The sequence below is a fragment of the Nocardiopsis sp. M1B1 genome, from assembly GCF_052466615.1.
Map to the genome: position 1 here is coordinate 519,886 of NZ_CP196194.1, position 26,099 is coordinate 545,984.

23 protein-coding genes are annotated in these 26,099 nt (G+C 67.9%); 18 read left to right on the forward strand and 5 right to left on the reverse strand.

Going from position 1 to position 26,099, the window contains the following annotated elements; all coding sequences use genetic code 11:
* Positions 1-478 precede the first annotated feature (478 nt).
* Positions 479-829 (forward strand): hypothetical protein, encoded by a 351-nt coding sequence (locus ACSTA4_RS02330; RefSeq protein WP_061079372.1) that lies wholly within the window; start codon positions 479-481, stop codon positions 827-829.
* A gap of 109 nt (positions 830-938) precedes the next feature.
* Here the strand turns inward: ACSTA4_RS02330 and ACSTA4_RS02335 are convergent, their stop codons facing one another.
* From ACSTA4_RS02335 to ACSTA4_RS02345, 3 genes are all read right to left on the reverse strand, one after another.
* A complete protein-coding gene (locus tag ACSTA4_RS02335; RefSeq protein ID WP_061079373.1) occupies positions 939-2,033 on the reverse strand; it encodes a serine hydrolase domain-containing protein in 1,095 nt (364 codons plus the stop codon).
* Positions 2,034-2,191: 158 nt separating this feature from the next.
* Entirely contained in the window at positions 2,192-3,463 is a 1,272-nt protein-coding gene (locus ACSTA4_RS02340; protein WP_444962289.1) for an MFS transporter, read from the reverse strand.
* A 50-nt stretch (positions 3,464-3,513) separates the two neighbouring features.
* Positions 3,514-4,668, reverse strand: a complete 1,155-nt coding sequence (locus ACSTA4_RS02345) for a PLP-dependent cysteine synthase family protein (RefSeq protein WP_061079375.1) — start codon at positions 4,666-4,668, stop codon at positions 3,514-3,516.
* A 1,446-nt stretch (positions 4,669-6,114) separates the two neighbouring features.
* Here ACSTA4_RS02345 and ACSTA4_RS02350 point away from each other — a divergent pair.
* Complete coding sequence (locus tag ACSTA4_RS02350) at positions 6,115-6,519, forward strand: four-helix bundle copper-binding protein (protein ID WP_061082984.1); 405 nt, start codon at positions 6,115-6,117, stop codon at positions 6,517-6,519.
* A 78-nt stretch (positions 6,520-6,597) separates the two neighbouring features.
* Here the strand turns inward: ACSTA4_RS02350 and ACSTA4_RS02355 are convergent, their stop codons facing one another.
* Positions 6,598-6,831: a hypothetical protein gene (locus ACSTA4_RS02355; RefSeq protein WP_061082982.1), complete on the reverse strand. Its 234-nt coding sequence runs from the start codon at positions 6,829-6,831 to the stop codon at positions 6,598-6,600.
* A gap of 861 nt (positions 6,832-7,692) precedes the next feature.
* On the opposite strand from ACSTA4_RS02355, the gene ACSTA4_RS02360 reads away from it, so the two are divergent.
* The 14 genes from ACSTA4_RS02360 to ACSTA4_RS02425 all read left to right on the forward strand — a co-directional run bounded on the left by ACSTA4_RS02360 (position 7,693) and on the right by ACSTA4_RS02425 (position 22,386).
* Positions 7,693-8,700 carry a C40 family peptidase gene (locus ACSTA4_RS02360; RefSeq protein ID WP_061082980.1) on the forward strand — a complete coding sequence of 336 codons (1,008 nt, stop codon included), beginning with the start codon at positions 7,693-7,695 and terminating at the stop codon, positions 8,698-8,700.
* A gap of 185 nt (positions 8,701-8,885) precedes the next feature.
* On the forward strand, positions 8,886-9,158 hold the full coding sequence (locus tag ACSTA4_RS02365; protein ID WP_061082979.1) for a DUF305 domain-containing protein: 273 nt from the start codon (positions 8,886-8,888) through the stop codon (positions 9,156-9,158).
* Positions 9,159-9,208: 50 nt separating this feature from the next.
* Positions 9,209-11,206 (forward strand): ATP-dependent nuclease, encoded by a 1,998-nt coding sequence (locus ACSTA4_RS02370; protein WP_210751688.1) that lies wholly within the window; start codon positions 9,209-9,211, stop codon positions 11,204-11,206.
* A 412-nt stretch (positions 11,207-11,618) separates the two neighbouring features.
* The gene (locus ACSTA4_RS02375) at positions 11,619-11,969 is read left to right on the forward strand and encodes an NADH-quinone oxidoreductase subunit A (RefSeq protein WP_061082977.1); all 351 of its coding nucleotides are present in this window, start codon (positions 11,619-11,621) and stop codon (positions 11,967-11,969) included.
* On the forward strand, positions 11,960-13,063 hold the full coding sequence (locus ACSTA4_RS02380; protein WP_061082976.1) for a hypothetical protein: 1,104 nt from the start codon (positions 11,960-11,962) through the stop codon (positions 13,061-13,063). Before ACSTA4_RS02375 ends, ACSTA4_RS02380 begins: the two co-directional genes overlap by 10 nt.
* On the forward strand, positions 13,060-13,986 hold the full coding sequence (locus ACSTA4_RS02385) for an NADH-quinone oxidoreductase subunit H (protein WP_061082975.1): 927 nt from the start codon (positions 13,060-13,062) through the stop codon (positions 13,984-13,986). Before ACSTA4_RS02380 ends, ACSTA4_RS02385 begins: the two co-directional genes overlap by 4 nt.
* 19 nt (positions 13,987-14,005) lie before the next feature.
* Positions 14,006-14,569, forward strand: coding sequence for an NADH-quinone oxidoreductase subunit J (locus tag ACSTA4_RS02390; protein ID WP_061082974.1), 564 nt, complete (start codon positions 14,006-14,008; stop codon positions 14,567-14,569).
* Entirely contained in the window at positions 14,566-15,048 is a 483-nt protein-coding gene (gene nuoK / locus ACSTA4_RS02395) for an NADH-quinone oxidoreductase subunit NuoK (RefSeq protein WP_231972619.1), read from the forward strand. The genes ACSTA4_RS02390 and nuoK overlap by 4 nt, the downstream gene beginning before the upstream one ends.
* On the forward strand, positions 15,045-16,946 hold the full coding sequence (locus ACSTA4_RS02400; protein ID WP_061082973.1) for an NADH-quinone oxidoreductase subunit 5 family protein: 1,902 nt from the start codon (positions 15,045-15,047) through the stop codon (positions 16,944-16,946). The genes nuoK and ACSTA4_RS02400 overlap by 4 nt, the downstream gene beginning before the upstream one ends.
* A 3-nt stretch (positions 16,947-16,949) precedes the next feature.
* Positions 16,950-18,455: a complex I subunit 4 family protein gene (locus ACSTA4_RS02405; protein ID WP_061082972.1), complete on the forward strand. Its 1,506-nt coding sequence runs from the start codon at positions 16,950-16,952 to the stop codon at positions 18,453-18,455.
* Between the two features lie 5 nt (positions 18,456-18,460).
* Positions 18,461-19,861, forward strand: coding sequence for an NADH-quinone oxidoreductase subunit N (locus ACSTA4_RS02410; protein WP_061082971.1), 1,401 nt, complete (start codon positions 18,461-18,463; stop codon positions 19,859-19,861).
* Positions 19,862-20,034: 173 nt separating this feature from the next.
* Positions 20,035-21,030, forward strand: coding sequence for an ATP-grasp domain-containing protein (locus tag ACSTA4_RS02415; RefSeq protein WP_061082970.1), 996 nt, complete (start codon positions 20,035-20,037; stop codon positions 21,028-21,030).
* A gap of 118 nt (positions 21,031-21,148) precedes the next feature.
* Positions 21,149-21,505, forward strand: coding sequence for a BlaI/MecI/CopY family transcriptional regulator (locus tag ACSTA4_RS02420; RefSeq protein WP_017563157.1), 357 nt, complete (start codon positions 21,149-21,151; stop codon positions 21,503-21,505).
* 29 nt (positions 21,506-21,534) lie between these two features.
* Positions 21,535-22,386, forward strand: coding sequence for a M56 family metallopeptidase (locus tag ACSTA4_RS02425; RefSeq protein ID WP_444962290.1), 852 nt, complete (start codon positions 21,535-21,537; stop codon positions 22,384-22,386).
* Between the two features lie 94 nt (positions 22,387-22,480).
* Here the strand turns inward: ACSTA4_RS02425 and ACSTA4_RS02430 are convergent, their stop codons facing one another.
* Positions 22,481-23,308, reverse strand: a complete 828-nt coding sequence (locus tag ACSTA4_RS02430) for a hypothetical protein (protein ID WP_061082968.1) — start codon at positions 23,306-23,308, stop codon at positions 22,481-22,483.
* A gap of 365 nt (positions 23,309-23,673) precedes the next feature.
* Between ACSTA4_RS02430 and ACSTA4_RS02435 the strand changes: the two genes are divergently transcribed.
* Both ACSTA4_RS02435 and murJ read left to right on the forward strand, forming a co-directional pair.
* Complete coding sequence (locus ACSTA4_RS02435; RefSeq protein ID WP_061082967.1) at positions 23,674-24,339, forward strand: GNAT family N-acetyltransferase; 666 nt, start codon at positions 23,674-23,676, stop codon at positions 24,337-24,339.
* 75 nt (positions 24,340-24,414) lie between these two features.
* Entirely contained in the window at positions 24,415-26,067 is a 1,653-nt protein-coding gene (gene murJ, locus ACSTA4_RS02440; RefSeq protein ID WP_061082966.1) for a murein biosynthesis integral membrane protein MurJ, read from the forward strand.
* The last annotated feature ends 32 nt before the right edge of the window (positions 26,068-26,099 follow it).

Sequence of the window (26,099 nt, forward strand, 5' to 3'; positions counted from 1 at the left end):
TGCAGGCGAAGTACTCTTCGATGCACCCGATGCGGCGTCTTCCCATCCACTTCTTCCAGGCTCGCTGAGGGGATTCCCCCTCTTTCGCTCTCTGTGCTTGTTTAGTAACTATGGGTAATAGTACTTGGTCGGTGGCTCATTCCCCGCTGATCCGGCGCGCCAAACTCAGTGATCTAGGAAGAGGTGCTGCACGTGGTGGAGGCTTATTGCGGTACTGATGCGGCAGGCATGCTCCTCGTTGGGGGAGCATGGCCACAACCGGGCCTTGCTCGCCGTTGCTACCGGCAACGCCCGTGTGCGCCGCTTCTATGAACACCAGGGCTGGGTCGACGAAGGCGCGTTCGTGCCTTGCGAAAGCCATGCCGGGTAGATCTCGTCCCGCACTACCGGTACGTCAGGCGCTTGGCCGGTCGTCGTCGACGGCGGTGACACCTACAACGGGCCCGTCTTCCAGGAGGGTTGTACCGTTGAGGGCAACGTGATCGCGTGGGGAAGCGCGCAGATCTACCAGGGTGTGCAGAACCAAGCGGAAATCGCACCAGGGCACGAGAACCCCGCCCGCGCGGTGGCTAGGATTCTGGACCGTCTCCCCTCGGCCGATCTCGGGGAGACTGAGAACGAGGATGCGCGGCATGCGGCTGCCGAGATCCTGGAAGAGGCGACCCAGCCGGAGCCGGACCAGGGCAGGACCCGACGCGCATGGTTGCTTCTGCGCGGTCTTCTCTCCCCGCTTGCCCGAGGTGCGGAGTCGGGTTCGCAGGCCGCAGCGCACGACTGGGCCCGGACAGCGATAGAGCAGATCTCCGGCATGCCGCAGATTGGCGGTTGAGGCAACAGGCCTCACGCGGACGCCGTCTGCGCATCCCACCGGCGCAGCGTGCGTGACTCCCGCCGCGAGCGTTGCTCACATGGCGCGCCATTCCGGCGGGAGTTCCACCTCACCTCTGGGCGGTCACGGTCAGGTCGTCCTCCAAGGCGGTCGCGATCTCGGCGGCACGGGAATGGTCGTCCAGCCGACGCGTCAGGTAGGCGCATGCGTGGCCGTGTTTGATCGACCACCAGGCAGCCGAGCCGCCGATCCCACCCTTGGCGATCTTTCCGTTGTCGCGGAGCAGGCCCAGTGTCCAGGTCAGCTCGGTCCCGAAGACCTCATCACGCCCTGTGGCCTGGGCTGAGATGTACTCACGGTGCAGTTCGGCCCCCAGTAGTGCGCGCAACGGACCGTCCGCGTCGGTCAGAAGGGAGAAGAACTCCGCTACCGAAGTCGCGGTCGCGTGCAGGTTCACACCGGCGAAGGCCGTCTGCCGCCAGGCCGACGAGTTGGTCCTGCGCACGTCCAAGGCTCCAGTGGGGACGCGCAACCACGGTGCCGCCGGGAGTCGTTCGGGCCAGTCGGGGAAGGCGTACTCCAGGTCGGCGACGCGGTCCAGTTCGCCTGTCGGCACCCCGAACCAGGCGTCCAGCCCCAGAGCCGGACGCACCACCTCGTTGAACACCTCTGCCAGCGAGGCTCCGGCGCCCGCCCGCAGAACGCCGTCGATCAGGTGGCCGTAGGTGAGCGCGTGTTCCCCCAGCGACGTCCCGGGGGCGTACTCCGGGGCGGCCTGTGCCAAGCTCTGGCGTAGCCCGACGTCGTCCAACAGGTCCAGTTCGGCGGCCACTGCGGGGAAGCGGGGCTGGCCCGCCTGGTGGGTGAGCACGTGGCGCAGCGTGGTGTGCTCCTTGCCGCGCACCCCGTACTCCCGCCAGTAGCCGCCGATGGGCTCGTCCAGACCGAGTTCGCCGTCGCGGACGGCCACCAGGGCCGCTAGCGCGGCGAACGGCTTGGACACCGAGTAGGGCTGGACCAGCGTGTCTTCGCGCCAGGGTCGGCGCCGATCGGCGCCGACCCATCCTCCGCTCAGACGGACGACTTCGTCGCCGCCGCGCCAGACCGACAGGCCCGCGCCCGTCTCGCGTTCTTCGTCGATCAGTCGCTGGAAGACCTGGCGCACCGTGTCGAACCCGTCCGCGACGAATCCCTCGATCCTCATCACTTCCCTCTCTCCCGATCGTCTTGCGAATATACGCCCTAGGGGTATTTGGAACAAGCGATATGGGGGAAACGAGACGTCCGGGACCGTTCCCTACTTGTTGGTGAACGGGGACGGCCGTGAGGCCGGGGGTGGTCGAACGCCCCCGGCCTTGTTCGTCACCTCGTCTGAGCAGCAGGAGAACCTGTGGGCGGGAACGTGTTCGTGATTCCACCGGACCTGCCGATCATGGTCAGAATCACTGCGCCCACCGCACCGAGCGCGGCCAAGGCGAGCCAGGGAGCGATCGCGGCGATCGGTGCGTCGAGTCCCAGGGCGGCGCCGATCGCGAGGTTGCCCAGAGTGATGGCGATGCCCGAGACGGTGTTGTACAAGCCGTAGTGGGTAGCGACCAGTCGATCTCCGGACAGCCGTACCACGGTATCCATCTCGAAGGGGTAGACGAGTGCGCTGCCGAGCCCGAGGAGGCTCGCTGTGAGAAGGGCGGGCGCCACGACGAGGGCCGCTGTGAGTGAGGGCGCATCCGCCACATCCTGCAGTGTGTCGGCGAGTGGTGGCATGGCCAGGATGGGCAGGAACGCCACTGCCATGACCGTCAGACCGCGTGGCAGCGCCTGCGCGGCGTCCCAGCGGCGTTTGGCCCAGTCGGTGAGGCGGACCTGCCCGGCGATGGCCACCAGCGCCGAGACCGCGAACAGGGCGGCCACCGCGATGTTGCCGCTGTCCACGCCGAACCCCGCGGCCTCGACGGCATCCTGTACGGTGAGCGGGAGCGCCAGGTAGACCTGGAAGTTCAGGACGTAGGAGCCGGCCATCGCGACGGTGAAGACGACGAATCCGCGGTTGGTCATCACGGTGCGCCAGTCACCCAGTACGCCGGTGACACCGGCCCTCTGTCCGGACACCGGCGCACGTCGGGCGGGCAGCGCACGGGCCTGGAGCACGGTCAGGGCCAGGAAGAGCCCGGCGGCGACGCTCGCCACGACCGTGAAGTCAACGGCGATGAGGGCCATGCCGATGAGCGGGCCGATGAGGATGCCGGTCTGGTAGAAGACGTTGAACAGGGCAAAGGCCTCCACGCGCTGTTCTCCCGCGTCGGCGGCGAGGTAGGCGCGCACCGCTGGATTGAACAGCGCACCGGCGAATCCGGTCGCGGCCGAGGCGAGCAGCAGTACCGGGAGAGAGTCGGCGAAACCGAGCGCCGCGAAACCCACGGTGCGCAGGGTGCAGCCGGCCAGGATCGCGGGCTTGTAGCCGAGCCGATCGGCGATGCTCCCGCCGATGAGGAACATGCCCTGCTGGGTGAGGTTGCGCATCCCCAGGACGAGTCCGACCGACCAGGCCGCCATGCCCACGCTGTCGGAGAGGTGGAAGGCGAGGTAGGGCATGAGCATGTAGAAGCCGGTGTTGATGGTCAACTGGTTGACCATCAACAGCTTCACGCTGCGGTCGAATCCCCGTAGGCGCTGCCAGGTTCGGATCATCGCCGGACCTCCTTGGTGCTCGTGGAGGTGACGGACATGTCCTCGCGCGGGTCGTTGACGCGGGTGCAGCGCGTCCAGCGGATCACGACACGTTCACCGGACTCGGCGATCTCGTCAGGTTCGTCGAGGAGGGGCTGACCCAGGAGACCATGCTCGGAGCAGTACTCGTCATTGAAGACGGTGTCGAAGTAACGCTGGGGGCCATCAGGGAAGACCGCGATGATGCGCTCGGTCACCGGGCGGGTACGTGAGAGCCAGCGGGCCACCGTGGCCACCGCTCCGACGCTCCAACCGCCGGTCGCGTAGTGGGAGGAGGCGAGCGTGCGGCTGGTCCGCACGGCCTGGGCCGCATCGACCCAGTGCACTTCGTTGAAAGCCCCGTAGTCGACGTTGCGTGGATGGATGCTGCTGCCCAGACCGCGCATGATACGCGGCAGGGCAGGCTGACCGAAGATGGTGGAGCCGATGGTGTCGACACCCACGACGTACAGGTGTGGGAAGAATTCGCGCAGAGTGCGTGAGATGCCTGCGGAGTGACCTCCGGTGCCGACCGCAACCACGAGTGTGTCGATCCGTCCCATATGGGCGATCAGCTCGTGGGCGAGTGGGGCGTAGGCCGCTACGTTGTCCGGGTTGTTGTACTGGTCGGGACAGTAGGCGGTGGGATCATCGGCGAGTATCTCGCCGATCCTGTCCCGTCGAGCCTGCTGCCAGCCCCCGGTGGGGTGCGGCTCGGTGACGGTGTGCACGACGGCGCCGTATGCGGTGAGCAATCGTGCCATCAACGGCTCCATCCCCGGATCGGTCACCAGTTTCACGGGGTGGCCGTAGGTGATGCCGGCGAGGGCGAGCCCGAGCCCCAGAGTGCCGCTGGTGGATTCGACAATGGTGGCACCGGGTGCGAGCTCTCCCCGCTCGTGAGCCCGCTCGACCATGTACAACGCGGTCCGGTCTTTGATGCCTCCCGGATTGTGACCTTCGAGTTTGGCCCAGAACCCCTGCAGTGGTCCGCAGAAGGGCTCACCGATCCAGAGCAGGGGAGTGTTCCCCACCATGCCGGCGGGGGTGTGCTGCGGCATGGTGGGCGGGATGGTCAGCAGCCGTCCAGGACTGGTTCCGGACATGGCTCCGCTAAGGGTGTTGGTCTGCATGGGTCTCTCTCGACTCACCGTGTCCTTTCGGGACACGTCGACTATCGCGCCGCGCCTTTTTGGGGCAGCGCGTCAGGGCCGTGCGGAGGTGGATTCCCGTGCACGGTGGAAGGATGGCCCCGTGGTGGCTAGCGATTCACACCGCGACGGGAGAGAGACCTTCTAGATACGCCACACGCACAGAACGAGCAGGAGCGGGGCCGCGTTGCGCCGCCGGGAGCGCCGTTCGCGTGCCGCGGGTCGGAGGTACACCGGAAGGCGGGCAGCCCATGGCGGGGCGAGGAGCACAAGGCCAACGGCGAGCAGTAGGAACAGTGCCGCTGCCGCCGAACCGCGCGGATCGGCGCTCGCGTCTACTGCCCCGGCGCATTCGTGTGCCCCGACAGCCGAGTGCACGTGGGGTGATGTGACGGCGGGGTCGGAGTCCGACTGCTGCTGGGTCGTCACCGCAGTCACGATCGGGGCACCGGAGGCAGCCTCGGACGCTTCCGCCACGTGCCCGGAGGAACACAGTACGTGGAACAGGACGGCGAAGGTCAGCAGCAGGGCCGCGAGACCGTGCCGCTTCGGTGACGCCGTCGTTACGTACACGGCATGAATCCTACACAAGGTGACGAAGCTGTTTCCTTATGTAGCAATCGGTGTTCTTGTGAAGTGCATCACGGATCACTGAATGCGCGTTGACCCGATCCGGGTGGCGGGGCGCCGTTGGGGTCGTCGCTTTTTCGCTTCGGTCGAGCCGCCCAGTAACCAACCCAAAAGCCAGACGTCCACGGCGGTCCCACTCCAGAGCGGACAGGCGGTTCACTGTCTAGGTGTGCGTCTGACTTCCTCTGCGGGGCAGTGGGTGGCGAGCGTGATGCGCAGGCTCAGGCACAGGACCAGCACCTGTTGTAGTAGCACCAGTTCTGCCGAACCCAGGCCGCATGCGGTGGAGCACGTTCGGTTTGGCCGGTCCCGGACCAGTTCCTTCACGAGTGAGATCATGGCTGGATATTACCCCCTACGGGTATATGAGCGATTCTGTGAGATGTAGATCCAGGGATTCTCGTGCCAGTGCCCGAGTACACTCCGGAATCCTCCATGCCTGTGCCTGCCTGTCCCGGTGTCTGAACGGCCACTCCTGTGCGGTGAGGACCACACCTGCTTTGGGGATCAACTCACCGCCTCGGAGGCGGTTCTGGTGGGAGGGTGACACTCCTTCCACGCCCGAACGAACGTTTCTGTCCAGGGTTTGTCGAACCAGGAGATCGAGTCGCCTCCTGAGGACTGGTGACGTTCTTTTTGCTGATGGGAGGTCACTACGGGGTTTGGTGCGGATCTGGCGGCTCTGGCCGATTCTGCATTCCCCCCGGGGGTTTGCCCGCGCCATCCGTCGGTTAGGGGGAGATCGGACCGGAGTCGGAGTCCCGGCTCCCGACATCCATGATGCCGAGGGGGAGCGCCATGAGTGTGGCGAGTCAGATGCTGGAGACCTATCCCAAGGACTTGGGCGGGGTGGACCGCGAGAAGCTGCTGGCCTGTATCGAGGTCTGCTTTGAGTGCGCCCAGGCGTGTACCGCGTGCGCGGACGCCTGCCTGAGCGAGGACGGGGTGGCCAACCTCGTCAAGTGCGTGCGCACCAACCTCGACTGCGCCGACCAGTGCGAGACGACCGGACGGGTGCTCTCGCGCCACACCGGCTACGACGCCAACCTGACCCGCGCGATCCTGGAGGCCTGCGAGCAGGCCTGCAAGACCTGCGCCGACGAGTGCGACCAACACGCCTCCATGCACGGCCACTGCCGGGTGTGCGCGGAGGCGTGCCGACGCTGCGAGCAGGCGTGCCGCGAGCTGATCGACTCCCTGTGATCTGAGGAGTCCTGAGAAATCGCGCCAGTGCTTCAGGTCGTGAGGCCCGGGGCACTGGCGCGGACAGACGGGCGGTCGTCACCCGGCGTACTGCTCTGGCGAGGCGTCCCACAGAGTCCCACAGGAGTCACAGCATAGGTAGTAGAGCTGGCCGCCGTACTCCCGGACGAGGCCGTCCTCCTCGGCCTCGGTCTTGACGACCATGGTGCCGCGCATGACGGGGCACTCCGCGACCTCGGACGAGTCGAGAGCGGTGTGATCGGTGGTCGGTCCGTGGCTGTGTTCGTGGTGTGGCTTCTCGGAGGGTTCCATGCTTGTCTTCCTTCGCGAAATTGGTTGTGAATACGTCGCCGGACGCGCGTGCCCGATCTTGGTTATATACCCGTAGGGGGTATATTGGGAGCGACTGTAGGCCTCTTGGAGGAGTAACGCAAGGGGTGAATCCTCGTTGCCGTCGTAGTGCGTGCGGTTGCTTGACTGTTTGGGTAATCTCGCATCCGTGCCCACCGCCGTCCCGAAAGCAGCGCCACGCCTCTGGACCAGAGTCGTGCTCGTCGTGCTGCTCGCGCTGGGCGTAGCGGCCGTCTCCCTGTGCCACACCGACGCGGTTCCGCACGGCAGTACCGTTTCCGCGGCGGTCTCCTCGGGCCACGGTGCTGAGGAGACGCATTCCTCCACCGCACACGAGCACGAGGCGCACTGCGACGAGGCCGGGGCCGTGCTGGCGGACCAGCGCACTGGATCCCTTTCGGCCTCCGTTCTGCTGGGACTGGGCGTTTTCGCCTTCGTGGGTCTGCCCGTCCCCGCGCCGAAATCGCGCCCTCTTCCGCGGTCAGCCCGACGGCACCGCACTCTTCCCCTCGGAGGCACCAGGGCACTCGTGTCCCTGTGCGTGCGCCGAGTGTAGACCGGCCGACCCCGCTCCCACCGGGCACGCACGCGGGCGTCCTCTCAACGCACACGCCCCTGAGGCCCTCGCCCCTACGGGCTGAGCCAGCTCCTGTCTGAACCCGGCAGTCGGTTCGGCGACTGTTTCCCGCGTGCCCTTCCACCACCCTCGCGTGCGGCGTCCGCACCCTGCATCGGTGACGCCTGCACCTTTCACGGGTGCTCCCTCAACACACCTTCCCCTGGCCATGCCCCCGAGACGTGGTCCCTGACGACGAGGCCCCTATGAAGAACGAGCACCGTACGAGTGCCCGAAGCCTGATGTTCACCGCTATGGCCTGTGTGGCCACAGGAAGTCTGCTGTTTCCCACCGCCGTGGCGCAGGCAGAGCCCGAACCCACCAAGGAGGAGGTCGAGGAGCGGATCGAGGAGCTGCTCCAGGAGTCCAGCACGCTCGTCCAGGAGTACAACGAAGCGCAGGAGCAGTACGACGCGGCCGAGATAGAGGTCGAGAGCCTCGACGACCAGATCGGGGCGGAGGAGGAACGCTTCCAGGAGTTGCGCACGAAGGTCGCCGAACTGGCGAACGCCAGCTACCAGTCCACCGATCTCGACTCGGTGATGACGGCACTGTCCATCGATGATCCGTCGGAGATCTTCGAGCAGTCCGCTGACCTGTCCTACCTCTCGGAGTCACGAAGAAGACAACTCGAAGCCTTCGCTGAGAGCGACGCGCGCTTGTTCGCACTCAAGGATGAGGCGGACGAGGCCTACGACGAGGCCTCCGAGCAACTGGAAGAGCTTGAGGAGCGCAAGGAGGAGGTGGAAACCACCCTTGCTGAACAGGAGGAACTTCTCGCGTCCTTCGAGGGAGAGAATCCCGCTGCCTCAGGTGAGTCCCCAACGGGGCCGGCCCCGACCTACACCGGATCGGCTTCGGGCGACGCGCGTGCGGCGATCGACTTCGCCTACAGCAAGATTGGCACGCCCTACCAGTGGGGAGGAACCGGCCCCAACGGCTATGACTGCTCGGGACTGACGCAGGCGGCCTGGGCCGCTGCCGGGGTGAGCATCCCCCGGACCACCTACACCCAGTACGACATGCCCAACGCCGTGGCCTGGGAGGACATCCAACCCGGCGACATCCTCTTCTTCTTCCCCGATCTGGGGCACAACGGCCTCTACGTCGGGAACGGAATGATGGTGCACGCCCCCAGCAGCGGCAAGACCGTCTCCGAGGTGCGGCTCGCCGACTACTGGGCACAGCACTTCGTCGGTGCCCGGCGCCCCTGATCTTCGTCGGCCCACGCGGCACCGGTGCCCGACATGCCAGGGGAACGGGGCGACGGTCCCACCGCTCGGCGACGTCGCCACCGGTGCCTTCTCGCGGGGACGGTTTCCACCGGACACGTCGCCTCCGACGTTCTTCCCCGTGGTGCGGGTGATCGACAGCGCACTCTCTTCAACATCCTTTCCGCGTGTCGTTCGAGATGGCCCAGACGGAGCTCGACGAGGGCGTCAATCCTGAGGCGCGAGAGCTGGTTCAGGAGGTCATCGACGCCCAGCGCGCCGAGTCCGAGCAGATGAAGGAGATGCTCGGAACCGAGGGCCGGGGCAGCGGAGATGTTGACGGAGCCTCCCCTCGGAGGAGGGACACGGCGGGCACTGATCGCCCCGACAGGAGCCGGACGGTCGCGTCCGGCTCCTTTGCCACCTCCACGACCTTCTGTCACTGGTGGCACGTAGGATGACGCGCTAAAGCGAGAGGAGACACGCTGATATGCGCCTCATCCGAGCACGTGTGCGTGATTACCGTTCCGTCCACGACAGCGGCCCCATCGAGATCGAACCGCGTAAGACGCTTCTGGTCGGTGTCAACGAAGCCGGTAAGACCGCCGTGCTCAAGGCGCTCCAGCAGATCAGGGCTCCGGAGAATACCGAGGGCTTCAGCGCGCTGCGGGACTATCCGCGTTCCCGGTACACCGAGGTCCAACGTGGAGAGAGGGACCCCTCCGACATCGTGGTCGCGGAAGCATGCTTCGCCCTGGACGAGGATGAGAAGGCCCTGGTTCGCGAGGCGTCTCCCGATTCGACCGACGTCAGCGAGTACTGCGTCTACCGCTACCTCGACAACTCCCGCAGATGGAACTTCGGATCAGCCAAGCTGCGTGCCACCTTCGGTGAGGTCCACAAGGACCTCACACGGATGCGGGCCTATCTGTCCAAGCGGGAGGGCGCAACCGAGGTCGTCACTGCGCTTGACAGTCTCGTCGCCGGGAAATCCGCCCGAATTCCTCTCACCGGCACCTTCGCCAAGAACCTCCTGGCCTGGCTGGAGACAGCCCTGCCGCTCATCGACGAGGACGACACGAAGGAGGAGGAACGCTACGACCGGATCAAGGCGGCGGCCGGGCTTAGCTCCGCGGTCACAGCGGCCAGTACCGCGATCAGCGAACGGATGCCCCTCTTCGTGTACTACTCGACCTACTTCACGGTGCGGCCCCGTATCCACCTTGCCTCCCTCGCCAGGCGGGAGGAGACCGGCGACATCGACCAGGAGTACGACTTCGGCAACCTCTGCCTTCTTCGGTTGCTCGGGTTGACCGCCAAGGAGTTGTCGGAACTCGCGGCGGGCGAACCGGTTCCCGCCAACCATCCCGGAGGCGCCAACGGTGAGGCGTACCAGACGGCGGTCAGGGAACATCAGACCAAACTGGACGACCGGCACTACCGGCTCAACGCCGCCAGCGTCGATCTCACCAAGTCGATCCGTGAGGTGTGGGGGGACGAGCAGGTCCAGCTACGGCTCGTGCCTGACGGCCAGTACCTCAAGGTCGTGGTCGTCGACGACATCGGCGTTGAGGTCGAACTCGACCAACGCAGTGAGGGATTCCGCTGGCTGGTGTCCTTCTTCGTGGTCTTCAAGGCCCAGGCCCAGGGCGACCTCAAGAACGCGATCCTGCTCCTCGACGAGCCGGGTCTCAGCCTCCACGCCCTCAAACAGCAGGAGTTCCGTAAGACCGTCTCCCGGTTGTCGGAGGACAACCAGGTCGTCTACACCACACACTCGCCCTTCATGGTCGGCACCGACGAACTCGACCTCGTCCGGATCGTGGAGATGGTCAGTCGCGAGACGGGCACCAAGGTCCACACCAGACTCGTCGTCGACGATCCCCGATCCGTGTACCCCCTCCAGGCCGCTCTCGGCTACGAGCTCGCCCAGAGCCTGTTCGGCCAGTCCCGCAACCTTGTCTGTGAGGGGATGACCGACATGATGTACATCGAAGCTCTCAACACGGCCTACACGGATGAGCGCAAGGGACTCAAGAACAGCATCGCTCTCGTGCCGGCGTCGAGCGCTAGCAAGGTCATCTACTACGTCACTTTGCTGACCAGCCAGAAACTCAGGGCCGCCGCACTCCTCGACTCGGACCAGGCCGGTGACACGGCGGCCAAGCAGGACGAGCTGGTCCGGCTCCTGACACAGAAGAGGATCCTGCGCACGAAGGACTACTGCGACACCGCGATCCGGCGTCCCGAGATCGAGGACCTACTTCGCGAGACCCTGGTCCTCGTGGCCCGCGACGAACTCGGCTGGGACGTCACCGCTACGGCCGCGGCACAACCGGCGCGGCCGGTCGTGGACATCTTCAGCAAGGAGATCACCGGCTTCTCCAAGTACAAACTCGTGCGGGCGTTCATTCATTGGATCGCCGCGCACGAGGTCACCGATCTCACCGCCCAAGAGCAGGAGGGGGCCACCAAGCTCCTGGCGGACATCAACAAGGCGCTGACGTGAAGTTCCTTTCTGCTGTCCTATGGGCGTAAGGCAGGGTGCTCCAGAACGCTCACCGTCATCGGTGAGGAGTGCCGACCGCCCTACAACAGGCCGCCCCTTTCCAAGGCCCTACATCAGGTGGGGCAGTGTCGCATAACGCACGCCTGGGCCACCTACTGGCGCATCCCTGTGGGAAGGCTGTCTCCTCATCGAGCTGTAAGGAGGTCTGGGAGCCGCGCCTTTCGTCCGCGCAGCCGGCTCTTGTCAGACAGATCCCTGACCGCGGTTCCCTGACCAGCGTGTTTCTTCCCTGTCCAGGACACGCCCTGGTCTAGCGTGGTCACGTTACGAACATGGCATCGCGCTCACCGGAGTTTGCGGTTTGCCGGAGCCGGGTAGCCGTCGGTGGTGGTCGACCGGACAGGAGGGACGGATGGAGGCCTTCGGCCCAGCTCTCGCCCTCGCCGGATTCGCGATTGCTCTGGTTCTGAGCCTCTACGCGCTCTCGGCGGTAGTGGGCCTGCGGCGTGCGCCGGTGACGGTGGAGCCGTTCCTGTCGGGTGCGGCCGTGACCGAGCACGCGGTCTCGCGGTACCACGTGCGCTGGTACGCGGTGACGCTGCTCTTCCTGGCCTTCGACATGGAGATGGTCTTCATGTACCCCTGGGTGCTCGTCGTGGCGGACAAGGGCGCGCCCGCCGTCGTGGAGATGTTCGCCTTCCTCGCTGTCCTGGTCGCCGCGGTCGTCTACGCGTGGCGCGAGGGGGCGTTCCGGTGGACCTGACCGGTTGGCTGCTGCGCCGCGCCGTGCCGTGCGCCTTCGTCGTGACCGCGATCGGAGGGACGGGCGCACGGCTCGCGGTGGAGCGGACACTGCGGGAACGCGGTTGGAAGCAGGCGTTGAGCCCGGCCGAGGCCGACCTCCTGGTGGTCTGCGGGCCCGAACACGCGGACATGGACAAGGCGATCGGCCGGGTCTGGGGGCAGATACCCGGCCCCCGCGCTCGCGTTCGTGCGGAGTCGGCCAACGGCGCCGCACGGCTGCTGGACGAGGCGCGCGTTGACCTGCTCGACCTCACCCGACAGCGTCGCGACGCCGACGAACGCGACCGGACCGCGCGCGAACAGGCGGAGTCGGAATCCGACGGGGACGAGGACATGCCCATGCCGGGCGGAGTCCCCATGGCCGACCGGGGCGAGGACCGCGACGGACTGAAGCTCGACCAGCTCCACATCGCCCTGGGCCCGGCGCTGCCCGACTGGCCCGCCGGACTGTCCCTGCGCCTGACCCTCCAGGGAGACGTCGTCCAGGAGGCGCGGACGTCGATCGTCGGTGGGTCCCCGACGACGGTTCCCTTCTGGAGTTCGCCGCCTTCGGAGGCCGACTCCCCTCCCGACCGGGCGTCGTTCAGGGCGGCCCACGCCCTGGACTCCCTACAGCGGTTCCTCGCCGTCAGCGGGTGGCCCATCGCGGTGACCGGCCGTCGGCTGCGCGACGCACTCCTGGAGGGAGGCGGACCGACCGGGGACGTACGGCGGGAGGCGCTCCGCTGGTTGCGGCGCGTGCGACGCTCCCGGATGCTCCACTGGTCCACCGACGGGCTCGGCCGGGTCGCGGACGGGGCTCCGCAGGCGCTGCGCGGCGACGCCGCCGACCGGTGGTCGCGCTGGCTCGACACCGTGGAGGACGCGCTCGGAGCGTCTGGCGGTCACAGCGCGCCGTCGAATCCCCCCAGGACCAAGACCGCGCACGCCGCGCTGGAACTGCTGCCGTCGCTCGTGGTCGGACAGGAGCTGGCGGCGGTCCGGCTCATTGTGGCCTCCCTGGACCCCGACACCGAGGCCCTGGGCGCGTACGCCCCGGAGCCGGGAGCGTGAGCGGGGTGGCGCCGCTGTGGACCGTCCTGCTCGTCCCCGCGCTGCTGTTCGTCCTCGGTTACGGGGCCGCCGCCGGGGCGGCCGTGCTCCGCGCGCGGGCCGCCGGTACCGCTCCGCTGGGCGGCCTGGCCGACCCGGCGCGGGAGTCGGCCCGTCTGCTGGTGCAGCGGCGCCGTACGGTCCCCGGCGCGGACACGCTTCTGTGGCGGCTGGGCGGCGCTCTGGTCCCGGTGGCCGCCGTGCTGGCCGCGCTGGTCATCCCGCTCGGGTCGACGGCGGTCAGCGACCTGTCCGTCGGCGTCGTGTGGTTCAACGCCATGGAGGTGGTCGTCTGGGCCGCGCTGTGGATGCTCGGTTGGGGGGCCAACTCGGTCTGGGGCCTGGTCGGGGGTTACCGGTTCCTCGTCCAGGGGCTGTCCTACGAGCTGCCGCACATGTTCGCCCTGACGGCGGCGGCGCTGGGCGCGGGCTCCCTGCGTGTGGGGGACATCGTCGCCGCCCAGGAACAGGTCTGGTTCGCGGTGCTGATGCCCGCGGCCTTCGCGGTCTACCTGGTCTCGGCGCTGGCCATGGCCTTCTGGGGGCCCTTCGGAACGCCCGTGGGTCGGGACCTGGTCGGCGGGGTGGCGGCCGAACTCTCCGGTGTGGACCGTCTGGTCCTGCGCGCGGGCCGGTACATGTTCCTCGCCGTCGTGGCCGCGATGGCGGTGCCGCTCTTCCTGGGCGGGGGCGCGGGGCCGCTGCTGCCCGGTTGGGTGTGGACGCTGGTCAAGACGGCCGGGGTCCTCGCGCTTCTGGTGTGGCTGGGGCACCGGCTGCCCGCGGTGCGGATGGACCGGTTCACCGAGGTGGGCTGGGTGGTGCTTGTCCCGGTGACCCTGCTTCAGCTGCTCGCGGTCGCCGTGTACGTGCTGGTGCGTTAGGAGAGGGAGGGAGACGACGGTGGTCGAGACGGTGGTGTTCGCGGTCTGTGCCGTGGGCGCGGTCGCGTCGGGTGTCGCGGTGTTCGTCGTGGACTCCATGGCCCGGGCGACCTTCGCCCTGCTGGCCTCGTTCCTCCTGACCGGGGTGGCGATCCTGCTCCTGGGACTGTCCTACCTGGGCGTGCTGGTCATCCTCATGATGGTCATGGAGATGATGGTGATGGCCGTCTTCATGATCATGTACATGATGAACCCGGCCGGGCTGATGCCGATGACCATGGTGCACAACAGGGTCGGCTCGCTGGTCGTGTCCGTCGTGGTCTTCCTGCTGCTGGCCGCCGGGACCGTGTTCGTGCCTTGGCCGGGGCGGGAGGGCGCGCCGCCCCCGGACCCCGCGCTGGCGCTGGGTGAGGCGATCATGGGCCGGCACATGCTGGTCATGATGCTCGTGGGCCTGGTGCTGTTCGCGACCATGGTGGCCGCCACCGTGCTCGCCACCCACCGGGGCCGCTACGACCGCTACGGCGACGACCTGCGGCGAGGGCACCCCGACGACCCGATCGGCGGGGGACTGGGCCGATGATGCTGGAGACCTACCTCCTCCTGGCCGCCGCCCTGTTCTCGGTGGGGCTGTTCGGCGCGCTCAGCCAGCAGTCGGTCGTCATGGTGATGATGGGCCTGGAACTGATGATCAACGCGGTCATCGTCGCCGCGGCGGCCCTGTGGCTGTACACCTCGCCCGAGCGGCCCGACGGACAGGTCCTGGTCCTGGTCGCGGTCACCGCGATGGCCGTGGAGATGGCGATGGGCTTCGCCGTCACCACCGCGCTCTTTCGCGCACGCGACGTCGACATGGTGGACATGGCCGCCGACCTCGCCGATCACCGCGGTTCCGGCGCCTCTGGCGGCCACGAGCACCACGGGGGCCATGGAGGTCACGGGGGACACGGAGACCATGGTGGCCCCGGCGATCACGAGGACCACCGTGACCACGGCGGTCACGGCAGTCCCGGCGGGCACGGGCACCATGGGGATGACGACTCCGACGGCGGTGACCGGTGACGGCGGCCCTGGTGACGCTGGTGGTCCTACCCTCCGCGGTGGGCGCGGTCCTGCTCGTGGCGGGGCGGCGCTCCGACGCGGTCGCCGCACCCTGCGCCGTCGCCGCCGCGGCCCTGACCCTGGTCGCGGCCCTCGTCTCGGCCGTGACCCGCCCGGCTGCGTCCGTGCCGATGCTTCCGGGTGTTCCGGCGGGCCTGGCCGTGGACGGGTTGTCGGCGGTCGCGGTGGTCACCGTGGCCGCCGTCGCCGCGGCGGTCGTGCTCTTCGCCTCCGCCGAGATGGGGGAACGGGAGGCGCGCGGCCGTTTCTTCGGCCTCATGCTGCTCTTCACCGCGGCGATGCTCGTCACCGTGACCGCCACCAACCTGTTCGTCCTACTCGCGGCGTGGGAGGTCATGGGCGCCCTCTCCTACGCGCTCATCGGCTACTGGTGGCACGACGCCGACCGCGCCCGCTCGGCGACGCTGGCCTTCCTCACCACCCGGGCCGGGGACCTGGGCCTGTACCTGGCCGCCGGGGCGGCCCTGGCCGGGGGCGCCGAGGCACTCCAGCTCTCCGCTCTGACCTCCCTGGAGGGCGGATGGCGGGACGCGGCGGTGGCGGGGGTGATCGTCGCCGCGCTGGGCAAATCCGCGCAGCTGCCGTTCAGCTTCTGGCTCTCACACGCGATGGCCGGTCCCACCCCGGTCTCGGCCCTTCTCCACTCGGCCACGATGGTCGCCGCGGGTGGTTACCTGCTGACGCGGATCGCGCCCGCGATCGCGGCCACCGGATGGGCGGGGCCGCTCCTGGCCTGGATCGGAGTGGGCACCGCGATCCTGCTCGGTGCGGTCGCCCTGGCCCAGTCCGACCTCAAGCAGCTGCTCGCGGCCTCCACCTGCTCCCAGGTCGGTTTCATCGTCCTGGCGGCGGGTGTGGGCGGCATCGCGGGAGGAGCCCTGCAGTTCACCGCGCACGCCGCGGCCAAGAGCCTGCTGTTCCTGTGCGCCGGGGCCTGGCTGACGTCACTGGGAACACAGGACCTGGGGCGGCTGCGGGGAGCGGCGCGGCGCCGACCGCTGGTGGGAGCACTGTTCACGGTGGGGGCGCTGGCCATCGCGGGGCTGCCACCGCTGGGGATATGGGTGGCCAAGGACGAGGTGTTGGCGGCGGCGCTGGCAGCCGCACCCGCGCTGTACGCCGCGGGCCTGGTGGCGGCGGCGGTCAGCGCGGCCTACGCCGCGAAGGCGCTGGCCGTCGTATGGATGGTCGACTCTCCCCAGGAGGAGGGCAGGCCCCGGGAGGAGAACAGACCGGAGGGATCCTGCAGCGCCGCCGCGGCGGTGTCGCCCGCCGAGCGGTTCGCCCTGCTCGTCCTGGCCGTTTCCACCGTGGTCCTCGGGGCGTTCGCGCTTCCGCCGCTGGCACGGTGGTGGCACATGCTCCTGGGCGCCACGGGCGGCCCGGAACCCACGGGAGGTGAGATGGCGCTGTCGGGGCTGCTGAGCGCCGCGGTGGTCGTCGGCGTGTGGTGGGTGTATGCACGCGGTGCCACACGGGTCACGGCCGCGGCTCCGCCGGGCGGGCGGTGGCTGGGTGACTGGCTCGGGCTGGAACACCTGGTGAGAAACGGTGTCGTCCGGCCGACCATGGCGCTGGCGCGGAACCTGGCCGCCCTCGACGACCGCGTGGTCGCCGGTGGAGTGCACGCCGTCGCGGAACTGGGCGTGTCCACGGCCCAGGCGGTTCGAAGCCGCGTCGAGACCGCGGTGGACCACGCGGTGGGAGCGATCGTGACGGGTGCGCGGTCGCTGGCCGCGTGGGCCCTGCGCCCCCAGACCGGGCTGCTCCACCAGTACTACGTCCAGGCCGTCGTCGCGCTCGTCGTCCTGGCCGCCGTCTTCGTCCTGATGAGGTGAGGCGTGCTCTCCGTCGTCGTGTTCCTGCCCCTGCTCGCCGGCCTGGTGCTGCTGGCCCTGCCCCGTCCGCGTGACGGGGTCGTGGCCTGGACCTGGGTCGCGGCGGCGGCGCTGGACCTGCTGCTCGTCCTCGGCCTGTGGGCGTACTACCCGACCGCCGCGCCCTCATCGGGCATCGGGGACTTCGCCTACGAGGAACGGGTGCTGTGGATCCCCAGCGTCGGGGCCTCCTACCACCTGGGTGTGGACGGCCTCTCCCTGCCGCTGCTGGCGATGACGGCGGTGCTCTTCCTGGCGTGCGCGGTCCACTCCCTGCGCCAGCGTCGGCGCGCCCGCGCGCACGCCGTCCTCTTCCTGTTCCTCCAGACGGTGTCGATGGGCCTGTTCAGCGCCCTGGACCTGCTGTTGTTCTTCGTCTTCTTCGACCTGTCCATCGTGGGGATGTACTTCGTCATCGCCGGGTGGGGGCACGGGCGGCCGACCCGCTCGGCGTTGCAGTTCTTCCTCTACACCTTCCTCGGGTCGCTGGCGCTACTGCTGGGGTTCATCGGCCTGTACGTGGCCGCCGACCCCCACACCTTCGACATGGTGGAGCTGACCGCGGGGACGCCCCTGGAGGGCCGGGAACTCGCGGGCGGGCTGGTGCTGCTGGCCATCGGGGTCGGCCTGGCCGTCAAGACGCCCACCGTCCCCTTCCACACCTGGCTGCCCCCGGCGCACACCGACGCGCCCGCGGTCGGGTCGGCGATCCTGGCGGGGGTCCTGCTGAAGATGGGCACCTACGGGTTCGTGCGCATCGCGATGCCGATCCTGCCGGGGGCCTGGGCCGAGTACGCCATGGTCACCGTGGTCGTCGGAGTGGTCTCGGTCCTGTACGGATCGCTCGTCGCGCTCGCCCAGACCGACTTCAAGCGCATGGTCGCCTACACCTCGGTCAACCACATGGGGTACATCCTCCTGGGGCTGGGCGCGGCCGGGCTCGCGGCGGGCGGGCGGACCGACGCGGCGTCCCTGGCGATCACGGGCGCCGTCACGCAGATGGTCAGCCACGGGCTGCTCACGGGAGCGCTGTTCCTGCTGGCCGGCGCGCTCCACGACCGGGGCGGCACCTACGACATGGGGTCCTACGGCGGGCTGGCCGCGCGGGCCCCGCGCTTCGCCGCCCTGGCCGCCGTCGCGTTCTTCGGTTCGCTGGGTCTGCCGGGCCTGTCCGGGTTCATCGCCGAGTTCCAGATCTTCGCGGGCAGCCTCGGACCGGTCCCGGTGCCCACGGCGCTGGCGCTGCTCGGCATCCTGGTCACGGCCGCCCTGTTCCTGCGCGCGCTGCAACGCCTGTTCCTGGGAGGTCCGGGGCCGCGCACGGCCCGGGTCGGCGACCTGTCCGCCCGGGAGACCGCCGCGATCGCGCCGCTCCTGGCGCTGTCCCTCCTCATCGGCCTCATGCCGCACTTCCTGCTCGACCGGATCGAGCCCGCGGCCCGTGCCCTGGCTGCCCTGGTGGGCGGGTGAGCGGTATGGAGGAGATGAACCTGGTCGCCCTGCTGCCCGAAACAGTCCTCGCGCTCGCCGCGGTGGGGGCGCTCCTGCTCGGCAGCTGGACACCCCGGCACCGGCAGGGGCGGGTCCGCCTGCTGGTGGTCGCGGCGCTGCTGGTCGCGTTGGCGGTCACGGTCGTGTTCGCCGTGGCCGGGGTGGGATCGCACGGGGGCGGCTACGCGGTGGACGCCGCCACACACGCGGTGCGCGTCGCGGTGTTCGCGGGGGTCCTGGCGACGGTCCTGCTGGCCGCGGACACCCTCGACGCCCATCCGCGCGCGTCCGAGTTCCACGTCCTGCTGCTGCTCGGCGCCCTGGGCACGGTGGCGCTGGCGGGCGCGGACGACCTGCTGGTGCTCGCCGTGGCCTATCTCCTGGCGAGCATCCCGCTCTACGCGCTGGTCGGCTTCGCCAAGGACGGCGCGGGCACCGAGGCCGCCCTGAAGTTCTTCCTCCTGGGCGCCCTGTCGGGGATCCTGCTGCTCACCGGGGCCACCCTGCTGCTCGGGGCGGGTGGCACGACCGGCTACGCGGGACTGGCCTCCGCCCTGCCCGGGGCGCCGGGCGCACTGGTGGCCGTCGGCACCGTCGCGGTGCTGGCGGGGCTGCTGTTCAAGGCCGGGGGAGTGCCCCTGCACTTCTGGGTACCCGACGTGACCGAGGGTTCCCCGGTGCCGGTCGCCGCCTTCGTCACCACCGTTCCCAAGATCGGCGCCCTGGTCGCCCTCTACCGCCTGGGCGACCAGGTCCTGGCCGGGACCGCGCTGGACTGGGCGCTGCTGGCCGCGCTCCTGTCCGCGGCGTCGATGACCCTGGGCAACCTGGGCGCCTTCTTCCAGACGGACGCGCGGCGCCTGTTGGCCTACTCCACCATCAGCCAGGTCGGCTACCTGCTGATGGCGGTGGCCGCGGTCGGCGGGGGCGCGGAGCTGGCCCGGCCGGGGCTGCTGTTCTACCTGGGCGCCTACCTGGCGGCCAACCTCGGGGCGTTCGCGGTCGTGCACGCCCTGCGGGCCCGGACGCTGGAGGAGCACACGGGCCTCTTTCGCGACCACCCCTGGCTCGCGCTGAGTCTGGTCGTGTGCCTGCTCAGCCTCGTGGGCACACCGCCCACGGCGGTGTTCGTCGGCAAGCTCGCCCTGTTCACCGCCGCTCTGGAGGCGGGCCTGGGCTGGCTGATGGTGCTGGCCGCCGCCAACACCCTCGCCAGCCTCTTCTACTACCTGCGCTGGATCCTGCCGCTGTTCCGCCGGGAGGCGCGGGCGGAGGCGGAACGGGACCGTCCTCCGGGCCGGTGGAGCGCGGGGACCGCGGTCACCGCGGCGGCGGTCTCCCTCGGGATGGGTCTCGCGGCGGGACCGGTCCTCGCTCTGCTGTGAACCTTACTCCGCTGCGACTGGGGCCGTGTGCGGCTCAAAGGAGTTCGGCTGCCCAAGAGCTTTCTTCACGGTGACGGAGAAAGGCCAGGTCCGGCCAGCTACTAAGGAAAGAGCCAATCTATCACTAATGTAGTAGAAGTTGATGGTATGGCACTCGGGGAGGAGGTCGAGCGATGGAAGACAGCGATGTGAGCGTCCTGGTAACCGCTGCCGGAGCGGAGGGCACCCCCGGAAAGATCCTAAGGCTACGCGAGGCCGGCTACAGGGTGGTTGCCGCGGACATCGACCGTAGGGCAGCCGGCCTCTACTTGGCGGACCAGGCATACGTGGTTCCCCACGGGCACAGCCCCGACTACGCCCCCGAGGTCCTCCGTATTTGCGCCCTGGAGAGAATTCGGGCGGTAGTACCGCTGGTCGACGAGGAACTGCTCACGGTGTGGGCTCTGGCCGACCACGGCGTGCAGGTCTTGTTGCCCAGGGCGGAGACCGTGGCCTGCTGTCTGGACAAACTGACGCTCATGGAGCTTCTGTACGAATCGGGTGTGCCCGTGCCGAAGACACGCTTGGCCGCGCGAGGACACGACGGCCTGGACTTTCCGATCATTGTGAAACCACGATGGGGCCGCGGGAGTAGGGGAGTTTTCGTCGTACGTGATGCGGATGACCTTGCACTGACCCTGGACCGTGGCGGGGACGACCTCAGCCGTGTCATCGTGCAGGAGTACGTCGAGGGCCCTGAGTACTCCACCTCCGTCGTCCTTTGGCGAGACCGTCGCGTCCAGGCCGTTGTACCCAAGGAGGTGGTCTTCAAGGAGGGTTCTTCGCGTTATGCGATCAGCCGTCACCACCCAGGCGTCACCGAGGTGTGCGTCAGAACCGCTCACGTGCTCTCCGCCGACGGCCCCCTCAACGTCCAGATGCGTGTGGACTCCTCGGGTACACCTCGCGTGTTCGAGATCAATCCTCGTTTCTCCGGCAGTTCCGCACTCACCGCGGCGGCAGGCGTGGACGAAATCGGTGGTCTACTGAGCCAGGCTCTTAACAGTGATCGGAGGGCCCTCCGTGGCACATGGCGCGGCGGTGTAGCCATGGTCCGGCACACGACGGAGACCTTCGTCGCTGAGCCTGCTTTCACCGAGCGTCGATGGGCCCTCGGGTGGCGTGGATAGCATATGGCGTCGCCCTTGCTGGGTGGTTCTCACCAGTGCGCGCACGCTCTCTCGCGCCGATGGAGCGTCACCGGAGATACTGGAACGAAGGCGAGAACCAGGAAAGCCCGAGGATGAGATGGCACGAAAGAAACTTGGTCAGCTAGAGGCCGAGGTACTGGCCGTACTGGCGGGTGCTGAGGGCTACCTCTCGACGGGAGAGCTGCTCGACAGACTTGACGGCACCCCCGCCTACACGACGGTCAACACCGTCTTGTTCCGGCTTCTGGATAAGAAGATGGTCGAACGTTCCCAACGCGGCAGGGCTTTCGTCTATCGTCTTCTCGTTGACGAGTCCGAACTGGTCGCCGAGCGCATGTTCGATCACCTTCGCGTGGCCAGCGACCCCTCAAGTGTCCTCAACCAGTTCGTCCACGGACTCAGTACCTCGGAGGAGAAGGCCCTTCGTGCGTTACTGGACCGGCGTGAGGAGTAGCCGTGAGTTGGCTGGCCTTTGTCCCCGCCGTGCTTTTGACGGCACTCAGCCTGGTCCTCGCATGGAAGCCCCTGCCGGTCCACCCTGCTTGGTCGGCACGCATCCTCGCCATCTCGGCGGTGACCACGGCACTGGCCGTTCTGAGTACGACCCTCCTGGTGGCGGCGGCGTACATCGTGAGGCTGCTGCCCGCCGACTCGGTCCTGTCCTCAGGCAGAGGCAGGCTCCTCCTCGACCATGGGCCGATGCCGACCAACGTGGGTCTCATGGCTCTGCTCCTGCTGGCCGTCGGCCTGTTCGGAACCATTCGTGTGGGCACCGGGTGGTGGAGGGACATGCGTGCCGTGCGCAGGGACGCCACCACAATCACGGGTCAGAGCCAGCCGGTCGCGGTGGCCGTGCCCGGCCGCCGCGGTGGGGTCCTGCTCTCCAAGGGCATGATGCGGATGCTGTCCCGTCAGGAGCTCCAGGTGGTCTTTCGCCATGAGCACTCCCATCTGCGTCACAGGCACCATGTCTATACCGTCCTGGGAGCCTTCTCCGCCGCGATCTTCCCTCCGTTGAACTCGCTCCACAGGTCGCTACGCCTGGCAGTGGAGCGTTGGGCGGACGAAGACGCCGCTGCGGCCACGGGCGACCGGGAACTGGTCGCCCGTACCATCGCCCGTGTGGCTCTGGCCGCTCCCGTTCCCCGCTCGACCTGGCACCTGGCCTTCGCCCAGTCGCAGGTGGTGCACCGTGTGGAGGCTCTGCTCGGTGACGCACCGTCGGACAGCCGTGTGGCTGGCCCGGCTCTCCTGAGTAGCACGGGAGTCGCCTCGGGCGGTATCGCCTCCAGTTGTGTCCAGCTTCACCACCTTTTCGCGCTCCTGCTCATCTGAGCGATCGGGAACGGGTTGTCGCGCGGAGCCGGTGTGGACTCGCACGAGCACCCGTATCGCGAACCCTTACCATGGCGACGCCCGCGCAGATTCCCTACTCCTTGAACCCGATATGCAGATGGTCCTGGTGCACGGTGTCGGTGAATGACGCCCCCGCGGGGGTTGAGAGCGCCCAGGGGCCGCCGACCTCGGTGGCGCCTTCGGCCAACGAGAGCTCCATCAGGGCACGTGCGGGGTTGGCCCCCTCCCGCGAACGCAGGTCGGATACCGACACACCGTCGATTGCCCAGATGTCCACCGCTCGTCCGTGGATGTGGTTGCTGACCGAGTCGCTGTCGAAGACGTTGATCGGGTGACCGGTGGAAAGGACCGCCACCGAGATCGTGTGCTCTGCTGACAGAGTGAGCATCATCTCCAGCGTCCGGTCGTCGATGTCCCCGGCGAGGATGTCCCACCGTGAGCTGTCGGGAAGCCGGATCCGGTCGGAGGCCAGTACGCGTTCGGCCGTATCGGACAGCGTGACCTCGGTTTCGGGTGGTGTACCTCCGCTCGACGCGAGCTCGGTGACGGTCCACTCCTGTCCCTTCTGTTCAAGGCGGACGTCGACCGTGCGTACCTGCGTGGACAGCTCCTGTCCTCGGAGGGTGGTGAACTCCAACACGGTCATGACGGAGGCTTCGTCGTCCGTCAGCCCGCCCAGTTGCGGGTAGACGACCTGGGTGGCGGCCGCGGTGTCGGTGGAGAGGAGCGGGGTGTCCAGCTGTTCCGTGCTGTGGGGGACTCCTGCGGCCGTCAGGCGTTCGCGGGCTGCTTCGGGGGTGCCACCCTCGGCTCCGTAGTTGAACGCGGCTTCGAGGAAGCGGACCGCGGAGCGCTTCACTTCGAGAGCGGGCTCGTCCTCGGACACCCTGTACGCCGACACCTCTGGCAGCGTCGGTACGGAGTCGGCCTCTTCCGTGTCTGAGGACGACTGTTGCGCTCCCTGCCCGGTGAAGGCACAGGAGGTAAGGGAGAGGGCCATCGCGGTCAGGGCCGCGGCGCGTCGCAGGGTCAGCGTGTTCCGTCCCAAGGTGATCTTTCTTCTGGTTGGCGGTCGTTGACCGCACCCTGTGTCCCATGCGGGCGGCGTGTTCGCGGGTTCATGGACGTTCGTCTGCGGAGAGAGGCCGACCGAAAAGCTACTACGCTAGTAGTAAGTCTTTTGCGTGGCCTCGCCCGCGATGTTTTCCGGTGGAAGTGCGAGGCGGGTCTTGTCAGCATCTATTACAAGTGTAGTAGATTGCGGCCATGTCCTCCTTGCCACCTACGGAGACGCCCGTGGTCTCGGTGCGCGTCATGGAACTGCGGGATGTGCCCGTAGCGGTCCGCCTGCACCGACTCAACCTGCCCACGGGGTTCTTCGTCGAACTCGGTGACCACTTCCTTGAGCGTTACTACCGCACCTTCCTCACCAGCCCAGCGGCGGTGGCGCTCATCGCCGAGGTCGACGGAAGCCCCGCTGGATTTCTCGTCGGTTCCTTGGACGAGGTGGTGCATCACCACCACATGCTCCAACTGGAGCGCTGGAGACTGGCCCGGGCGGGGGTGATGTCACTTCTCGTGCGGCCAGAGTTGACCATGCGTTTCGTTCGCACACGAGCGCGGCGCTACGCCAAAGGGATCCGGCGTTCCAACGCCGGTACGAACACGGACCAGGAGGCACGATTCCGTACCGGGGTTCTCAGTCATGTCGTGGTGGAGGAGCACACACGCCGTGCAGGTGTGGGAGCCCTTCTGGTCGAGCGGTTCGCGGCCATCGCACGACTCCACGGAACCCGGAGACTCAGGCTGTACACCAGCTATGACAACGAACCGGCGAAGAAGTTCTACGAACGCCTGCACTGGGAGTCCCAGGAGAACCAGGCGGATATGGACGGCAAGCTGTGGACGCCCTTCACTCTCGACCTGGAGTGAACGGGAACACGGCATGCGGCCCTCGGCCGCTGACACGCACCGACTACCACGCGGACGAGCAAAGGACCCCGATCGGTGACGACTCCCACCACAGAACCGCACAAGCCGGATCTGGCGAGGTCCAGCAGTGTCATGGCCGCCGGTACCGCGGTCTCTCGTGTGACCGGATTCGCGCGCACGGTCGTCCTGGCAGCGGCATTGGGAACCCAACTTCTGGGAGACGCCTACAACACAGCCAACACGATTCCCTTCATCGTCTACGACCTGCTCATCGGCGGCCTGATGGCCAGCGTCATCGTGCCGTTCCTGGTCAGGCGCCGCAAACGGGATCCTGACGGGGGCCATGCCACTGAGCAGCGCGTGTTCACCATGGCTCTTATCGCCCTCCTGGCGCTGGCGTCAGTGGCGGTCCTGGCCGCGGAACCACTGATCCGCCTCTACGCCGGGGAGTTCACCGATGCCCAGTTCGACGTCGCGGTGCTGCTTGCCCGCTTCTTGCTGGCGCAGATCTTCTTCATCGGACTGAGCGGTGTGTCCAACGCCCTACTCAACATCCGTGGCAGGTTCGGCGCGCCCGTGTGGGCTCCGGTGCTCAACAATGTGGTCATCATCTGTGTCGGACTGTCCTTCCTCCTCGTCTCGGAACCGGGAGTCACCGCCGGGACGGTCACCGACACACAAGTCATTCTTCTGGGGCTTGGAACAACCGGCGCCATGGTGCTTCAGGCCCTCACCTTGCAGTGGGCGCTGCGTGCGGCCGGTTTCCGGTGGAGGCCCCGCCTCGACCTCAGGGGTTCGGGGCTCGGCGAGGCGTTGCGCGCGGCCGGTTGGATGTTCGTACTCGTGTGCACCATGCAGACGGGGTTCCTGATCACCGCCAACCTCGCCAACCGGGCGGGTGTCGCGGCGGCCACCGGTGAGCCGGGGGTCGGGGCGGGCCTGACCGCCTACAACTACGCCTACCAGTTGTTCCAGTTGCCCTACGCGATCCTGGCGGTTTCGGTCATCACCGTTCTACTGCCGCGAATGAGCGAGTATGCCGCCGACAACGCGTGGAGCAGGGTACGGGACGACTTCTCGCGAGGCCTGAGAACGGTGGCGACCCTGCTCGTCCCCATAGCGCTCGTGATGGCCGTCTACGCCGTTCCCCTGTGCGTCCTGGTGTTCGCCCGCGGTAACACCTCGGTCGAGGACGCCCGTGCCATCGGCCATGTCCTCACGGTCTTCGCCCTGGGGCTGGTTCCCTTCACCGTCTACCAGCTCATGCTGCGCGTCTTCTACGCCTCCGGGGACACACGTACCCCGGCCCTGACCAGTATCGCCAACGTCGCGGTGCACGCCGTGATCGCCCTGGCCTCCTACTGGATCCTTCCGCCGCACCAGGTCGTCATGGGCGTCGCGAGCGGGTTCATGCTCTCCTACGTGTGCGGGCTGCTCATCGGAGGTGCTGTCCTCGGCCGCAGACTGGGAGGAATTGACGGACGTCGAATCACGTGGACGGTAGTCCGCCTGCACATCGCTGCGGTCCCTTCCGTGCTACTGGCCGCGGGAGCTCTCCTGTTCGCTCAGGACCGGATCGCTGGTGAGACGGTCACGGCCGTGGCCGCGATGGCGGTCGGAGGCGTGTGCGGAATCCCCTTGTTCCTGTCGGTGGGTCGTTCCCTGCGTATTGAGGAGGTCGCCGCGGTGACGACGATGGTGCGTGACCGGATCGTGCGGAGACGATGACGGCATGATGAGGAGATACCCCGTGGTCGTAT

Excerpts from the sequence above, each read along its gene's own strand:
- ACSTA4_RS02335 (WP_061079373.1), bottom strand. The coding sequence starts at position 2,033 with ATGAGGATCGAGGGATTCGTCGCGGACGGGTTCGACACGGTGCGCCAG.
- ACSTA4_RS02340 (WP_444962289.1), bottom strand. The coding sequence starts at position 3,463 with ATGGTCAACCAGTTGACCATCAACACCGGCTTCTACATGCTCATGCCC.
- ACSTA4_RS02345 (WP_061079375.1), bottom strand. The coding sequence starts at position 4,668 with ATGCAGACCAACACCCTTAGCGGAGCCATGTCCGGAACCAGTCCTGGA.
- ACSTA4_RS02350 (WP_061082984.1), top strand. The coding sequence starts at position 6,115 with ATGAGTGTGGCGAGTCAGATGCTGGAGACCTATCCCAAGGACTTGGGC.
- ACSTA4_RS02355 (WP_061082982.1), bottom strand. The coding sequence starts at position 6,831 with ATGGAACCCTCCGAGAAGCCACACCACGAACACAGCCACGGACCGACC.
- ACSTA4_RS02360 (WP_061082980.1), top strand. The coding sequence starts at position 7,693 with ATGAAGAACGAGCACCGTACGAGTGCCCGAAGCCTGATGTTCACCGCT.
- ACSTA4_RS02375 (WP_061082977.1), top strand. The coding sequence starts at position 11,619 with ATGGAGGCCTTCGGCCCAGCTCTCGCCCTCGCCGGATTCGCGATTGCT.
- nuoK (WP_231972619.1), top strand. The coding sequence starts at position 14,566 with ATGATGCTGGAGACCTACCTCCTCCTGGCCGCCGCCCTGTTCTCGGTG.
- ACSTA4_RS02410 (WP_061082971.1), top strand. The coding sequence starts at position 18,461 with ATGGAGGAGATGAACCTGGTCGCCCTGCTGCCCGAAACAGTCCTCGCG.
- ACSTA4_RS02415 (WP_061082970.1), top strand. The coding sequence starts at position 20,035 with ATGGAAGACAGCGATGTGAGCGTCCTGGTAACCGCTGCCGGAGCGGAG.
- ACSTA4_RS02420 (WP_017563157.1), top strand. The coding sequence starts at position 21,149 with ATGGCACGAAAGAAACTTGGTCAGCTAGAGGCCGAGGTACTGGCCGTA.
- ACSTA4_RS02435 (WP_061082967.1), top strand. The coding sequence starts at position 23,674 with ATGTCCTCCTTGCCACCTACGGAGACGCCCGTGGTCTCGGTGCGCGTC.